A 14,955-nucleotide genomic window follows, 5' to 3' on the forward strand; every position below is an offset into this window, starting at 1 on the left:
GGACTGTTGAAGGTGAGAATGAGCTACCCTGGGAAATTGTATTGTTCTCTGCGTCTGGGTACAGGCCGGAGCGAGATGATGCGTTCTTACGTTACCCGCTCGCAGCTCGCATTGTTGGGGTGTGAGTTCATTAAAGAACGCTATATTCACAACGTCCAAACCGGAGGCAACGATGACCATAAAAGTCTACCGCTTCGCCCAGCACCCAATCAACAATGACGAGTCATTGTCGGGTGGCTACGCAACGATGGAGTTCATTGTCCTTAACAAGCTGACTGCCATACCGGACAGCGAGATGGACGTTGATCCGACGCATGTCGACCAGGAAGGGCGCTACCTAGGACTGAACAGCAGCCGCCCCAAGTGATATGCGTGCCATGCCTGCCCTTCTGCGAACTTCGCAATCGGCCAAGACCGGACGTCTAATCTGTCAGCTCAAGGCGCAATCTGTGTATCAAACCCAACGATTTATGCGTCGGCATCAAGACGCTGACGACAACATCGATGCGTTGCGGCGGTTTCTTGAGAAGGCGCCAGGTGTGGCGAACATCTCAACCCTGGAAGCCCACCGGAAGGGTGGGTATCAGGCAGGATTCGATTTGGTGCCAAACTGCATTGATGCATTCATTGCCGAGCTTTACAACAGCGGCTGGATGACGGTGATGTGAAGGTCTGCAATGGGGCGTAAGCCGCCTGTCGTGACAGTCAAGGAGTTTTCCTTGACGGCAACCTGCTATCCTGAGCTGAACGGCCGAGATCGGCCAGGAGCGGACCTAACATAAGGTTTCCCATGGGGCAAAGAAAAGAACTCGATGAGCTACAAGAAATCGCCCGCGTAGCAACGTACGAGGCACTTAAGGAATTTCAGCAGCTACCTGCCGAATGGCAGACAGGCCTTACCTTGGGAGCTGGCCTCGACGATGTATATGGCGTTTTCGAGCTTTACGTAGCAGGAGCGCGACCGGAAGATGCGATAGTCATCAGTTCGGCCCGCGTCCATAGAGAAACCAGATCAGTTGAGGTAACGATTTCCAACCTCAGGAAGATTGGCTAACGTCCGGTATGGGTCGGTTCCGGCCTGTCGTGCCCGTCCAGGCTCGCTTGTGAAGATGCGCCTCTGATGCACAATGTCTCCATCTTTGATGCCCGGAGGAGATCGATGCGAACCACAGTGACAATTGACGACGCGCTGTACGAGAAAGCGTTGGAAATGGCGGATCCGGACATGGACAAGGCCGACCTGTTTCGGGAAGCAATCAAAACCTTTGTGCGCGTCCAGGCCGCGCGGCGACTTGCCAGTCTTGGCGGGACGGCGCCCGATATGGCGGACATACCCCGCCGGTCGGGCGGGCCGGAGGAATGAATGATGTCCTGGTCGATACCTCGGTATGGGTAGACCACATCCGCAATCGCAACGAGGATCTGGTCAGCCTGTTGACGCTGGACCGGGTCTTGTCCCATCCGTTGATCGTGACCGAGCTCGCGTGCGGCACGCCGCCGACGCCGCGGTCCCGTGCGCTGGCAGATATCGCGACATTGCCTCAGGCGCGTCAGGCGGCGCTGGAAGAGGTCCGGGGTTTCATCGAGCGCGAGCAGTTGTATGGTCTGGGATGCGGCGTGGTCGGCCTGGCTCTGCTGGCGTCGACGCTGCTCACGCCAGGAGCGCGCTTGTGGTCGCTGGACAGGCGCCTGGCACAGTTGGCGCAACGGTTCGGCGCTGCTTTTCTGCCGGCGCTTCAATAGGTGTTCAAAACGCCAGCCTTCGGCCGGCTGCTTTCATTTCTTGCGGTGAAACCGTTGCGCCCCCACCGGCTTCCCGGCCGCGTACTCGATCAATTCGATATGTTGGGTGTCGTAGATCAGCGGGTAATTGATCCTCACGGCCGAGCTGCCGCTGCCGCAGGTGCCGCCATCCAGCTGCAGCAGATACGTCGGTATGCTGCCTTTGAACCCGGCGATGAATTTCGTGCCGCGCGCATTCGTGTACACCGTGCCCGGCCTTTCCTGTTGTACCGCGAATTGCCGCACGCACTTCGGCACCGATTTGTCCCGCCCGTGCCACGAGATGGTGTCGCCCTTTACCGTGAGGTTCGTGTAGGGCGATGCCGCCTGATCGTCCGCGAGCCAGCGTCCGGCAAAAGGCACCGGCTCCGCGAGGACGGATGCACTGCAGCCGAGTCCGGCCACGACTGCAATGAGCCGCGCGAGACACATCACACGCTCAGTCATTGCGCTGAGCCCGCCGATACGCCCCAGGCGTCATCCCCGTCACATCCCTGAGCGCCCGCGTCAACGCGCTCTGGTCCGAAAACCCGGCCGCCAGCGCGATGTCGGCGATGGAGCGCGACGTGTCGGCCAGCCACGCTTGCGCGCGCGCCAGGCGCACGTCGCGCAGCCACGCGTGCGGGCTCGTGTCCAGCTCGGCGCGGAACAGGGCATGCAGACGGCTGACGGACAGGCCCGCGCAGCGCGCCATCGAGTCCGTCGTCCAGGCGAGGCCGGGCTCCGCTTCGACCCGGGCCATGAGCGCGGCGAGGCGGGAAGCGGGGCGGGGTGCGTCCAGCGCGATGGTGTCGAGCAGCAGCGGCATCCAGCCCCGCAGCAGGCCTCGGTCGAACGCCTGTGTGCGCATCATGCCCATGAATTCGACCAGCTTGCGCGCGCCCGGGCCGAGCGTCATGAACGGGCGGTCCAGCATGCGGTCCCAGGCCGGGTGCGACATGGCGTCCGGTTCGACGTCCAGGATCAGCGACCGGTTGGCCCCGATGCCGCACTGGGCGTGCCAGGCGTTCGGCGCGACGCAGGCGGCGCGCAGCGGGTCGAGCCGTTGCTGGCGGCCTTCGATGTCGAGCAGCACGGCGCCGCTCACGGGCAGCACCAGCTGGGCGAATACGTGGCGGTCGGCGACGATGTCGGCGCCGTAGGTGCGCAGGTGGAGGTCGGTATCCATGGCGGGCAGTCTATCAGTGATTGTCCGACGAGGCCTACAAGTCGACGGGAAAAATATGAGGCAAGTGACCCCTTGCAGGCGCGGCCGCCGTCCCAATTTGTCATCCTGATTCAGCGCCTTCGGGCGCAGGTCTCCTCTGTCTCCTCCAAGTGCAAACTTGGATTTACCGCCTGGCGCAGCGATGCGCAGGCGGTTTCTTTTTTCTGCGCCCGGCCAGCCTGTCCGGGCGCGGTGCGGCGGCTGCGTCAGTCGCGGCGCGGATTGTTCGGATGGTCGTCGAGCCGGTTCGGCACGCCGTCGCCGTCACGGTCGCCGCGGCGCCAGGCGCCCCGTTCCATCACCCAGTGGCCGTCGCGCTCGACCCACGTCGGAGCGCGGTAGGCGTAGCCGTGGCGCTCGCGCAGCCATTTGCCTTTCGTCCAGACATAGCGGCCGTGGCGATATTCCCAGTGGCCCGGCGCCCACACGTAGCCGTGGCGTGCAGCGGGGATGCGTTCGTCGCGCGGCGGCGGCGGGGCGGTGCGGATGACGACGTCGGCGGCGGCCGGCAGCGCGACGCTGCCGAACGAACCCGCGACCAGGGCAGCAATGAGCAGTTTTTTCATCTTGGCCTCCTCATAAGTAGGTGTAGGCCGACTGTACTGCCGCGTTGCGGGCGCGACCGTGCGGCGTTTCGCTTAACGCCGCAACTGATGATGCCGGAAGGGAATGCTCAGGTGGCCAGCGGCAACGCAAACTGCAGCACGAGCCCGCCGCCGTCGCGGTTGCGTACGGTGAGCTCGGCGTTATGGCGGGTGATCACGCGCTCGACGATGGCGAGACCCAGGCCCGCGCCGTTGGCCTGGCCGCGGGCGCTGTCCAGGCGGGTGAACGGCCGCAGCAGCTGCTCGATCTGGTCGTCCGGGACGCCGGTGCCATGGTCGTTGATCTCGACGACGGCGCGGCGGCCATGGCCCGTCATCTTCACGTGCAGGGCCATGTCGATCTCGGTGACGTCTTCGCCCGGCGTCTTGCCGTAGCGGCGCGCGTTCTCGATCACGTTGTTGATCACGCGGCGCAGGTCCGTCGAGTTGCCCATCACGTGGATGTCCGCGTCAATGTCGGTCGTCGTGCGCACGTCCGGCAGGCGGGCGGCCGCGTGCGCGCAGTCTTCCAGCAGTTCCGAGAGGTTGACCGGCACGAATGTCGCGCTTTCGGTCGGGCGTGCGAAGTCGAGGAACTGGCCGATGATGGCGTCCATCTGGGCGATGTCGGACTGCATGCCCGTGCGGGCCTCGTCCGACAGCGGCGCCATCTCCACTTCCAGCTGCATGCGCGCGAGCGGCGTGCGCAGGTCGTGCGAGATGCCGGCCAGGATGATGGCGCGGTCCTTCTCGAGCTGCTGCAGGTCGTCGACCATCTGGTTGAAGCTGCGGTTCGCCTCGATGATCTCGCGCGATCCTTTTTCCGGCAGCGGGGTGGGGCGCTTGCCCTGGGCGATCGAGCGCGCGGCCGCTGTCAGGCGTGCGAGCGGCAGGTTCACGAGGCTCGAGATCAGCGCGGCGCCCAGCAGCGACAGCACGCCGACGACCGTGGCCCAGCCGAGCCACTGCACGCGCGTGAGGCCGGGCAGCTTGTCGCGCTCCAGCATGAGCCAGTACTTGTCGCCGTCGATGTCGAAGCTGACCCAGAAGCCGGGGATCTCGTTGACCATGCGCGAAAAGCGCGTGTCCGGCCCGAGCTTGTCGCGCACGATGGCTGCCACTTCCGGCATCAGCGAATTCGGCGGCGGCGGTTCGACCGTGTCCGTCGGCTTCACGTCGTAGATGCGGATGCCTTCGTTCGACACCAGCTCGAAGAGGAGCTCGCGGCGCAGGTCGGGTGCGGAGTGCGTCAGCGCGGCCTTCGTGATGGTGACGACGGAGACGAGCAGCTCGGCCGTCTGCTCGACCTGCGGGCCGCGCTGGAAGACGTTGAGCATGCCGATCCACGAAGCCATCGACAGCCCGGTGAGCATGGACAGCAGGAAGAAGGTGCGCCAGAACAGGCCACTCTTCATCCTGCCGAAAATACGCGGCATGGCCTGTTCCTTCGGGGTCGATGCGAACACTAGCGCGGCTGGCCTTCAGGGATGAATACGTAGCCCAGGCCCCACACGGTCTGGATGTACAGCGGGCTCGAAGGATCGGGCTCGATCAGCTTGCGCAGGCGCGAGATCTGCACGTCCAGCGAGCGGTCGAACACTTCGTACTCGCGGCCGCGCGCCAGTTCCATCAGCTTTTCGCGCGACAGCGGCTGGCGCGCATGGCGCGCGAACACTTTGAGCACCGAGAATTCGCCCGTGGTCAGCGGCACGGTCTCGCCGTTTTTCTTCAGCGTGCGCGTGCCGAGGTCCAGCACGAAGTCGCCGAATTCGAACGTCTGCGGCGTCTCGCTCGGTGCGCCCGGGATCTCGTCCGGCCCCTTGCGGCGCAGGACGGCATTGATGCGGGCCACCAGCTCGCGCGGGTTGAACGGCTTCGGCAGGTAGTCGTCCGCGCCCATCTCGAGGCCGACGATGCGGTCGACGTCCTCGCCTTTCGCGGTCAGCATGATGATCGGGGTCTGGTCGCCCGCACCGCGCAGGCGGCGGCAAATCGACAGGCCGTCTTCGCCAGGCAGCATCAGGTCCAGCACCAGCAGGTCGTAGCGCTCGCGCAGCCACAGCTTGTTCATCGCGGGCGCGCTTTCGGCCGTCACGACCTGGAAGCCCTGTTCGGTCAGGTAGCGGCGCAGCAGGTCGCGCAGGCGCACGTCGTCGTCGACGACCATGATCCGGGCGGAGTGGCCGCTATTCGCGCCGGGTGTGCCGGCATTCGAGCTCGTTGCATTCATCGTTCTGTCGGATTTGTCAGATTAATGTCGCTATGGTAACGTCTTATGGCTCGACGCCAAGGGGGTACCGTTGAGTCATTACATTGTGTTACAAACTTTACCCAATTCGCCTTATGCCCGGAGTCGATTCCTCATACACTGGCCTCATCGAATCGCAGCTTACACCACAGCTCAAAACCACAGCTTACTCCTGACACGGCAACGCGAATGAGGAACACCATGAACAGTGCGTTCACACACCACCACGCAGCGAAAAAGGCCGGCCGCCTGGCCCGCTGCGCTGTGCTGGCGTGCGCCCTGGTGCTGGGAGCCGGCGGCGCGTTTGCCCAGCAAAACGGCGACCGCCGCGACGACCGCGGCGACATGCAGCAATCGCAATCGCAATCGCAGTTCTCGCGTTTCCGCCTGCCTTCGCGGGACCGCGACCCGCGCGACGACATGCGCGCCTACGAGGAACAGCGCCGGGCCCAGCAGCAGGAGCAGCGCGAGCAGCAGCACGATTCGCGCCGTCCCAGCCGCATGACGCCGGACGAACGGCGCGACCTGCGCCGCCAGATCAACGAAGCGGGCATGGACCTGTACCCGCAGCGTCGCTGAAATTTCCCTGCATCAACTTAGTTGCTTGTTGTTTATTTTCAAGTGACAACATGATACGCTAGCCGGATTCGCCCCGGCCCAGCCCTCGCCGTGGCATCAACCGCACGGAGCGTATCTTGACCACAGACCTTCCTGCCGCGGCGACTCGATTCGCCGCGACCGGTCCAGAGCATTGCATCGCCAAACGCGACGACGGCGTGTATGCCGATCCTTCCGTGCTCGGCACCACGCTGGTTGCTGCCATCGACAACGTCTACCGTGCCGGGAATTACTTCACCGGCATCGATTATCCCGTGCTGATGAAGGCCCTGTTCGGCCACGGCCCCGACCTGCCGCGCGGGCCGGACGGCACCACGGTCGTGCGCTTCGCGGCCGACATCCAGGCCTTCGATCCGGCGCGCCGCGCGCTGTACCGCGCCGTCAAGATCGGGCGCGGGTATGCGGAATACTACTTCGAGCCCGTCTGGCTGCCCAATCCCGTCGACCCCGACGCCGAGGGCTTCCAGACCCGTCTCGACCCCGACGAATTCATCGCCGACGCGTGGATCAAGGGCATCCGCTTCGGCCTCGACCTGCCTGCCATCCGCGCCGCGATCGACGCCAGCAAGGCCGACCGCATCACGGTCGCGCGCCAGCTCGAGGCAAGGCCGGGCGAAGATGCGCACATCGTCGAAGTCTCGGACGACCTCCACCGCAGCGATGCGCCGCTCGAACTGGGCAACGGCCGCCTCGACCTGAACAGCTTCCAGAACCGCTTCCCGCAGATCCAGGCCGGCGTGCGCCTCCTGAAAAAGGTCCCGGCCACGGCCGGCACGATGGGCTTCGAGATGTCCGGCACGCCGCTGCCGCCCGAACCGGGACGCGACCTCGACCTGCCGGCATATGCGGGCGCCGGCACGAAGGTCGAGCGCGCACCGGATGGCGAGTTCCTCGTGTCCAGCGCGGCCGGGTTCCTGATGGTCGATCCGAAGACGAGCCGGATCTCGGTCGAGGACAAGGTCGTCAGCCGCGACGGCGTCAGCGCCAAGACGACGGGCAACCTGAGCCTGACGGGCGACTACGAGGAGTTCGGCGAAGTCCAGGAAAAGCGCGTGATCGAGGCCGACAGCATCACCGTGCACGGCGACGTGTTCGGCAGCCTCGTCTCGCGCGGCGGCACGGTCAATGTGCGCGCGAACCTCGTGGGCGGCAGCGCCCGCAATGCGCGCGGCGACATCCACGTGCGCGGCGTTGCGTCAGCCTCGATGCTGTCCGCGGAAGACGGCAGGATCGTCATCGAGCGCGCGGAGAACTGCGTCATCGCGGGCACGCGGGTCGAGGTCAATCATGCCGTGAACTGCGAGATCGTCGGCGACGAAGTCGTCGTGAACGTGGCCGAGGGCTGCGCGCTCGCGGGCCGGCGCGTGACGGTGGAATGCACGGTGCCGCGCAAGCAGAGCGAGATGCTCGTGGCCGTGCTGTGCGCGGAAGGCCAGCAGATCGACGAGGTGATCGCGGCGGTGACGCAGCGCGTCGCGCAGTTCGCCACCCTGGCCGCGCAGCTGAAGGCCGCGCTGGATGCGATGACGGCCAAGCCGGACGTGCGCCGCTACCTGATGCTGGCGGCGCGCGTGCGCAAGGGCGAGGTCAATCTGACGCCCGAGCAGGCGCGCCAGTTCCAGAAGATGGCGCAGGACGTGGCGCCCGCGCTGAAGGCGATCGGCGACGTCTCCACGAAGATCAAGGCGGCCGAGGCGGAGCAGCAGAAGGGCGGGGCCATGCTCGCGAACCTGGAAACCCAGCGCGGCGACGCCGCCAGCATTTCCAGCGTGGCGATCGCCTCGGTGCAGGGCGAGACGCAGGTGCGCATCCTCGGCTACAGCCCCGCCGGCGGACCGCCGTATCGCTGGCCGCCGCGCGAGATCCGCACGCGCCTGCGCGGGCCGCAGGCGGGCGAGCTGCTGTTCATGGGCGACGCGGGCAGCGTCGCGTGGAGCAGCGATACCGTCCCGTCGGCGTAAAGTTTATACTGGTGGGCGGCCGCGAGGCCGTACCCATAACGACTCCAATCCGACAGAGGGGAAACCTTGAACACCATGCGTCCCATCCTCCAGCGCCGCCCGATCGGCGCGCTGGTCGCCGCAATGTGCGCCGGCGCGCTATTCGCCGCTCCGGCCCATTCCGCAACCAAGGCAGCCAACAGCAAGGGCAAGCCGACCGTGGCCGAAGCAGAGCGCTTCGTCGCCGAATCCGAAAAGAAGCTCGACCAGCTGGGCCTCGACGCCGGCCGCGCCGAGTGGGTGGCCGAGAACTTCATCACGCTCGACACCGAGACGCTGACCGCGCAGGCCAACGAACAATACCTGACCGTGAGCGGCGACATCGCGCTCAAGGCGCGCCGCTACAACGGCCTGAAGGTCTCGGAAGCGAGCGCCCGCAAGCTGATGCTGATGCAGCAGTCGCTGATGCTGGAAAACGCCGACGACCGCGGCGCGTATGCGCGCCTTGCGGCCAGCATGACCGGCGCTTACGGCAAGGCGAAATACTGTCCGCCGGCGGCGGCAGGCGCGGCCCAACCCGAGTGCATGCCGCTGGGCCAACTGGAAAAAGTGCTGGCCACGAGCCACGACCCCGCGCGCCTGAAGGAAGTCTGGCTCGGCTGGCACGCCCAGTCGCCGGCCTACAAGCAGGACTATGCGAAGTACGTCGAGCTGTCGAACAAGGGCGCCCGCGCGATGGGTTACGCCGATACGGGCGCGCTGTGGCGCTCGCGTTACGACATGGCGCCGGATGCCTTCTCGGCCGAGATGGAGCGCCTGTGGCAGCAGGTGAAGCCGCTGTACGACTCGCTGCACACGTACACGCGCTACAAGCTGCGCCAGGCCTACGGTCCGGACGCGGTGCCGGCCGACGGCCCGATCCCGGCCCACCTGCTGGGCAATATGTGGGCGCAGAGCTGGGACAACCTGTACCCGATCCTCAAGCCGGCCGGCTTGGAAAAAGGTGAAGACCTGACCGCGCTGCTGGAAGAGCGCAAGACGAGCGCCGTCGAGATGACGCGCTATGCCGAAGGCTTCTACACGTCGCTGGGCATGCGCAAGCTGCCGGCCACGTTCTGGGAACGCTCGCTGCTGACCAAGCCGCGCGACCGCGAAGTCGTGTGCCATGCGTCCGCCTGGGACCTGGACGGCAAGGACGACGTGCGCGTGAAAATGTGCATCACGCCGACGGCCGAGGACTTCCGCGTCATCCACCACGAGCTGGGCCACCTGTACTACGACCTCGCGTACAGCAACCAGTCGCCGATGTTCAAGAACGGCGCCAACGACGGCTTCCACGAAGCCATCGGCGACACGGTCGCGCTGTCGATCACGCCGGCCTACCTGAAGAAGGTCGGCCTGATGAAGACGGACCCGGATCCGAAGCAGGAGATCGGCCCGCTGCTGTACACGGCGCTGCAGAAGATCGCGTTCATGCCGTTCGCGTACAAGGTCGACAAGTGGCGCTGGCAGGTCTACGGCGGCCAGGTCAAGCCGGCCGACTACGACAAGGCCTGGTGGGCGCTGACGCAGCAGTACCAGGGCGTATCTCGTCCGGCACCGATCGCGGACGGCGGCTTCGATGCCGGCGCCAAGTTCCACGTCGCGAGCGACACGCCGTATGCGCGCTACTTCCTGGCCCACGTGCTGCAGTTCCAGTTCCACCGCGCGCTGTGCAAGGAAGCGGGCGACACGGGACCGCTGTACCGCTGCTCGATCTACGGCAACCAGAAGGCGGGCGCCAAGTTCCAGCAGATGCTGGAGATGGGCACGAGCAAGCCGTGGCCGGAAGCGCTGAAGGCCGTGACGGGGTCGGACAAGATGGATGCGACGGCGATGCTGGAATACTTCGCGCCGCTCAAGACCTGGCTGGATGAGCAGAACAGGCAGCTGGCCGTCGAAGACGCGAAGCTGAAACGCTGATCTACGCGGCCTCCGTCAGGGCCGCATAGCAGGGCGCCGCCTCCGGCGGCAGCCCTGCAAACAAGGCTTCATCCGCCTCGTCGACGAGCCCTTGCTCGACGAGCATCCGCACCTTCCCGAGATAATCCGCCAGCTTGAGCAGGCGCCCCAGCGGCGACATGATCACGCCGCGCCGCAGCTCGCCCTGTTCCAGCAACGCAGTACTGACCGTCTCCGGAAAATTCCACTCGCGCGCGATGCTCGCGCACAGGCGCCGCGTGTCGCGGGCCAGCTGGGCCAGGAACACGTCGGAGCCGAGGCTCTCGCCGTCCTTCGCTTCCTGGTCCATGATGCGCAGGCTGACGATCAGCCCCACGTTCTGCAGCAGCCCGGCGAGGAAGGCGTCGAACGGTTCGATGCCGGCGCCGGCCATCTGGCGCGCGGCGATCGCGCAGCGCTCCGAATGCGCCCACAGGTGCGGCGCCAATCGGCGCGTATAAAACCCCGAACGCACGTCGATGATGGGCCGGAACGCGACCGTCGTGATCAGCTGGCGCAAGCCTTCCTGGCCGATCAGGATCACCGCCTGTTCGACGCTCGTGATGGATTGGCCCGTCCCTTTGTAGCAGCTGTTCGCGAGGCGGACGACGGCTGCGACCAGCACGGGATCGGACGCGATCGTGCGCGATAGCGCGCTGCCGGAAAACGTCTCGCTGCGCAGGCTTTGCAGCAGTTGCGGGACGAGCCCCGGCATGCGCCGCACGAGCGCCGCGCCGGACTGCTGCGAGCCGGCGATGGCCGCCAGCGCGTCCAGGACGCGCGTTTCCGCATCCGAAAGCTCCAGCCCGCCGTCGGCGCGGTCGAACAGCCACGCGTTCCAGGCGCCGTTGATCCGTTCCAGCTGCTCGAACGAGACGGGCGCCGTGCCCGGTTGCGGTGCGGCCGCCACGGGCGCGGGGGCAGGGACGGGTACAGGTTCGGCAACCGGCTGCGGCGGCGCAGCGGCCGGGCTGGAAAACAGGCTATGCAGCCACCGGAACATCGTCATCCCCCTTAGGTCAATTCCGAACATTGTACGGACGTAAGCGCCGAGCGCAAGGTAGGAAATGTCTCATTCATTGTTGACTGTACTCAACAATTTCCGGTCGTCATCGCCTTAGCATGGCGATCTTGAGGAAAGGATCCGCCATGCACATGACTACGACGACCACCACCCAATTCCTGAGTTTTACGCTCGGCGGCCTCGAGTACGGGCTCGACGTCGCGAAGGTGCAGGAACTTCGGGTGCTCAAAGCACTCGAGCGGTTTACATCGGCCGGCGAGATCATCGGCGGCGTGGCCGTCTCGCGCGGCGTGATCATGCCGCTCGTCGACATGCGCGCCGCCTGCGGCACGTCGCCCGGCGCGCCCGACCCGATGACGGACGTGATCATCCTGAGGCTGTCGACCTGCACGATGGGGATGGTCGTGGATGGCGTGACGGGCGTCGTGTCGCTGGCGCCCGAGCAGGTGTCGCCCGTGCCCGGCGCGGACCAGGCGCAGGTCGATTACCTGATCGGGCTCGGACAGCTGGGGGCGCGGCGGTTGATTCTCGTCGATATCGACCGGCTGATGTCGGTGCGCCGGCCGAAGAAGGACGGCGCACGGCAGGTCGCCTAGGCTACCAAACTTTCCAGCTGCTCCTGCAGCTCCAGCCACTCGTTCTCGAGATTGCCCAGGTCCCGCGTCAGGAACGCCTGGTCGGCCACGAGATTCTTCAGCTCTTCCTTCTTGTCCGCTTCGTAGATGCCCGGCTCCAGCAGCCGGGCGTCGACGTCGGCCTTCTTCGCGTTCAGCTTGGCCATCTGCTCTTCCAGCCGCTTGATGCGGTTTTCGATCGGCTTCTTCAGCGCGGCCAGGCGCTGGCGCTCTTCCGCTTCCAGGCGCTTCTGTTCCTTGCGGTCGACGGTGGAGATGGGCGCCGCCGGGGCCGAGGACGGCAGCGGTGCGCTCGTGCCGGCATCGGCCTTCAGCTTGGTCTGGAACAGCCAGTCCTTGTAGTCGTCCAGGTCGCCGTCGAACGGCTGCAGGCGGCCGTCGGCCACGATGATGAACTGGTCGGTCGTCGCGCGCAGCAGGTGGCGGTCGTGCGAGACGACGACGAGCGTGCCTTCGAACTGCGCCAATGCCAGCGTGAGCGCCTCGCGCGTTTCCAGGTCCAGGTGGTTGGTCGGTTCGTCCAGCAGCAGCAGGTTCGGACGCTGCCACACGATCAGCGCCAGCGCCAGGCGTGCCTTCTCGCCGCCGGAGAACGGCTTGATGGAACTCGTCACCATATCGCCCGGGAAGTTGAAGCCGCCGAGGAAGTTGCGCAGTTCCTGCTCGCGTGTGGTCGGCGCGATCTTTTGCAGGTGCCACAGCGGCGATTCGTCGTGGCGCAGCATCTCGACCTGGTGCTGGGCGAAGTAGCCGATGACCAGACCCTTGCCCAGCGTGGCCGTGCCGGCCAGCGGCGCGAGGTCGCCGGCCACGGTCTTGATCAGCGTCGATTTACCGGCGCCGTTCACGCCGAGGAGGCCGATGCGCTGGCCCGTCTGCAGGGAGAAATTCACCTTGTGGACGATGGTCTTGCCGCCGACCTTGTCGCCGTGCGCGTCGAGCAGCGGATAGCCGGCGTCGACGTCTTCCATTACGAGCAGTGGATTCGGCGCCGAGACCGGGTCGCGGAATTCGAACGAGAACTCGGCCGCGGCGCGCAGCGGCGCCAGTTCTTCCATCTTCGCCAGCGCCTTCATGCGGCTCTGCGCCTGGCGGGCTTTCGTCGCCTTGGCCTTGAAGCGGTCGACGAACGATTGCAGGTGGGCGCGCGTGCGCTGCTGCTTTTCGTACGCGGCGGCAGCCAGCACGAGGTGCGCGGCGCGCTGGCGCTCGAACGCCGAGTAGTTGCCCGAGTAGCGTTTCAGCTTGCGCTCGTCGATGTGCACGATGACGTTCACGATCTCGTCGAGGAAATCGCGGTCGTGCGAGATGATGATCAGCGTGCCCGTGTAGCGCTTCAGCCAGTCCTCGAGCCAGATGATGGCGTCGAGGTCCAGGTGGTTGGTCGGCTCGTCCAGCAGCAGCAGGTCGGACGGGCACATCAGCGCCTGCGCCAGGTTCAGGCGCATGCGCCAGCCGCCCGAGAAGCTGGCGACGGGCTGGCGCATCTGGTCCAGCGAGAATCCCAGGCCCAGCAGCAGTTGCTCGGCACGGGACTGCACCGTGTACGCGTCCGCATCGGCCAGCCCCGAGTGGACGTGGCCGATGGCGATGCCGTTCTCCGTCGTGTGGGGCAGGGCTTCCAGGCGGTCCAGCTCGGCCTGCAGGGTGCGCAGGTGGGCGTCGCCGTCGATGGCGTACTCGATGGCGGGACGGTCCAGCGCCGGGGTCTCCTGCGCCACGTAGGCCATGCGCCAGCGCGCGGGGAAGTCGATCGCCCCCTGGTCCGGATGCAGCTCGTTGCGCAGCATCGCGAACAGGCTGGATTTGCCGGCGCCGTTCGCGCCGATCAGGCCGATCTTGTCGCCGGGATTGAGGGTAAGGTCGGCGTCTTCCAGCAGCGGTTTCGTGCCGCGCATCAGGCTGACGTTGGAGAATCGGATCATTTCAATAGCTACCGTAAAAACGTCGTTCCCGCGGAAGCGGGAACCCATGCTGAGCATCAAAATGCCGACTCAGTATGGGTTCCCGCCAAGGCGGACGGCTAGTCCGGGAACGACGGTGCTTTCTTATTTGGCGAGTTGTTCCGCCGTCAGCAGAAACACCGCATCGTCGCCCTGGCTCGTGGTCAGCCACGTGAGGCCCAGGTGTCCGAACGCCGCTTCCGCGTACTCGCGCTCGTTGCCGATCTCGACGATCAGCACGCCTTCCGGGCTCAGGCGCTCGGCTGCGCCGTCGACGATCTTGCGCACGAGGTCCATGCCGTCTTCGCCGCCGGCGAGGGCGATCTGCGGCTCGCGCAGGTACTCCGGCGGCAGCTTGCCCATCGAATCGCTGTTCACGTACGGCGGATTGGTCACGATCAGGTCGTACTTCTTGAACGGCACGTGCTGGTACAGGTCGGACTCGATCGGGTTCACGCGGCCTTCCAGCTTGTAGTCGCGGATGTTGCGCTCGGCCACGGCCAGTGCGTCCTTCGAGATGTCGACGGCGTCGACGACCGCATTCGGGAACGCGTCCGCCAGCATGATCGCCAGGCAGCCGGAACCGGTGCACAGTTCGAGCACGTTCTCGACGCCTTCCGGATCGGCCACCCACGGGCTGAACAGGTTCGGGATCAGCTCGGCGATGAACGAGCGCGGGACGAGCACGCGTTCGTCGACGTAGAAGTTGTAGCTGCCCAGCCAAGCCTCATTGGTGATGTAGGCGGCCGGCACGCGTTCGTTGACGCGGCGCTCGATGACGGCCATCACCTGCAGGATTTCTTCCGGCAGCAGGCGGGCGTCGAGGAAGGGCTCGAGCTTGTCCAGCGGCAGCTTCAGGGTGTGCAGGATCAGGTAGGCGGCCTCGTCGAACGCTTCGGCGCTGCCATGGCCGAAGAACAGCTTCGCGCCGTTGAAACGGGTCACGGCGTAGCGCAGCAGGTCGCGGGGCGTGCAGAAATGGGTCGTGGTCATG

16 protein-coding genes are annotated in these 14,955 nt (G+C 65.7%); 8 read left to right on the forward strand and 8 right to left on the reverse strand.

The window, feature by feature from the left end:
- Positions 1-172: 172 nt before the first annotated feature.
- The 4 genes from P0M04_RS18560 (at position 173) to P0M04_RS18575 (ending at position 1,743) form a co-directional block, all read left to right on the forward strand.
- Positions 173-367: a hypothetical protein gene (locus tag P0M04_RS18560; protein ID WP_259447615.1), complete on the forward strand. Its 195-nt coding sequence runs from the start codon at positions 173-175 to the stop codon at positions 365-367.
- A gap of 10 nt (positions 368-377) precedes the next feature.
- Positions 378-668 carry a hypothetical protein gene (locus tag P0M04_RS18565; protein WP_259447614.1) on the forward strand — a complete coding sequence of 97 codons (291 nt, stop codon included), beginning with the start codon at positions 378-380 and terminating at the stop codon, positions 666-668.
- A 491-nt stretch (positions 669-1,159) separates the two neighbouring features.
- Entirely contained in the window at positions 1,160-1,363 is a 204-nt protein-coding gene (locus P0M04_RS18570) for a type II toxin-antitoxin system VapB family antitoxin (RefSeq protein ID WP_259447613.1), read from the forward strand.
- A complete protein-coding gene (locus P0M04_RS18575; protein WP_259447612.1) occupies positions 1,360-1,743 on the forward strand; it encodes a type II toxin-antitoxin system VapC family toxin in 384 nt (127 codons plus the stop codon). Before P0M04_RS18570 ends, P0M04_RS18575 begins: the two co-directional genes overlap by 4 nt.
- 33 nt (positions 1,744-1,776) lie before the next feature.
- On the opposite strand, the gene P0M04_RS18580 is transcribed toward P0M04_RS18575, so the two are convergent.
- The 5 genes from P0M04_RS18580 to ompR form a co-directional block, all read right to left on the reverse strand.
- Entirely contained in the window at positions 1,777-2,229 is a 453-nt protein-coding gene (locus P0M04_RS18580; RefSeq protein WP_259447611.1) for a hypothetical protein, read from the reverse strand.
- Complete coding sequence (locus P0M04_RS18585) at positions 2,222-2,950, reverse strand: helix-turn-helix transcriptional regulator (protein WP_259447610.1); 729 nt, start codon at positions 2,948-2,950, stop codon at positions 2,222-2,224. Before P0M04_RS18585 ends, P0M04_RS18580 begins: the two co-directional genes overlap by 8 nt.
- 245 nt (positions 2,951-3,195) lie before the next feature.
- Positions 3,196-3,555, reverse strand: coding sequence for a YXWGXW repeat-containing protein (locus tag P0M04_RS18590; RefSeq protein ID WP_259447609.1), 360 nt, complete (start codon positions 3,553-3,555; stop codon positions 3,196-3,198).
- A 107-nt stretch (positions 3,556-3,662) separates the two neighbouring features.
- Positions 3,663-5,009 carry an ATP-binding protein gene (locus P0M04_RS18595; RefSeq protein WP_259447608.1) on the reverse strand — a complete coding sequence of 449 codons (1,347 nt, stop codon included), beginning with the start codon at positions 5,007-5,009 and terminating at the stop codon, positions 3,663-3,665.
- A gap of 29 nt (positions 5,010-5,038) precedes the next feature.
- Entirely contained in the window at positions 5,039-5,803 is a 765-nt protein-coding gene (gene ompR / locus P0M04_RS18600; RefSeq protein WP_259447607.1) for an osmolarity response regulator transcription factor OmpR, read from the reverse strand.
- Between the two features lie 219 nt (positions 5,804-6,022).
- On the opposite strand from ompR, the gene P0M04_RS18605 reads away from it, so the two are divergent.
- From P0M04_RS18605 to P0M04_RS18615, 3 genes are all read left to right on the forward strand, one after another.
- Positions 6,023-6,400 carry a hypothetical protein gene (locus tag P0M04_RS18605; RefSeq protein ID WP_259447606.1) on the forward strand — a complete coding sequence of 126 codons (378 nt, stop codon included), beginning with the start codon at positions 6,023-6,025 and terminating at the stop codon, positions 6,398-6,400.
- A gap of 116 nt (positions 6,401-6,516) precedes the next feature.
- Positions 6,517-8,400, forward strand: a complete 1,884-nt coding sequence (locus P0M04_RS18610) for a flagellar assembly protein A (protein ID WP_259447605.1) — start codon at positions 6,517-6,519, stop codon at positions 8,398-8,400.
- A 75-nt stretch (positions 8,401-8,475) separates the two neighbouring features.
- On the forward strand, positions 8,476-10,341 hold the full coding sequence (locus P0M04_RS18615; RefSeq protein WP_259447604.1) for a M2 family metallopeptidase: 1,866 nt from the start codon (positions 8,476-8,478) through the stop codon (positions 10,339-10,341).
- Position 10,342: 1 nt separating this feature from the next.
- Here P0M04_RS18615 and P0M04_RS18620 read toward each other — a convergent pair whose 3' ends face one another.
- On the reverse strand, positions 10,343-11,362 hold the full coding sequence (locus P0M04_RS18620) for an HDOD domain-containing protein (RefSeq protein WP_259447603.1): 1,020 nt from the start codon (positions 11,360-11,362) through the stop codon (positions 10,343-10,345).
- Positions 11,363-11,514: 152 nt separating this feature from the next.
- Here P0M04_RS18620 and P0M04_RS18625 point away from each other — a divergent pair, with 152 nt between their 5' ends.
- A complete protein-coding gene (locus P0M04_RS18625; protein ID WP_259447602.1) occupies positions 11,515-11,979 on the forward strand; it encodes a chemotaxis protein CheW in 465 nt (154 codons plus the stop codon).
- On the opposite strand, the gene P0M04_RS18630 is transcribed toward P0M04_RS18625, so the two are convergent.
- Positions 11,976-13,943: an ATP-binding cassette domain-containing protein gene (locus P0M04_RS18630; RefSeq protein WP_259447601.1), complete on the reverse strand. Its 1,968-nt coding sequence runs from the start codon at positions 13,941-13,943 to the stop codon at positions 11,976-11,978. The two genes, P0M04_RS18625 and P0M04_RS18630, sit on opposite strands and share 4 nt — an antisense overlap.
- 123 nt (positions 13,944-14,066) lie before the next feature.
- Positions 14,067-14,954 (reverse strand): 50S ribosomal protein L3 N(5)-glutamine methyltransferase, encoded by an 888-nt coding sequence (gene prmB / locus P0M04_RS18635; RefSeq protein ID WP_259447600.1) that lies wholly within the window; start codon positions 14,952-14,954, stop codon positions 14,067-14,069.
- Position 14,955: the final 1 nt, after the last annotated feature.

The sequence above is a fragment of the Telluria mixta genome, from assembly GCF_029223865.1.
Taxonomy (GTDB): Bacteria; Pseudomonadota; Gammaproteobacteria; order Burkholderiales; family Burkholderiaceae_D; genus Telluria; species Telluria mixta.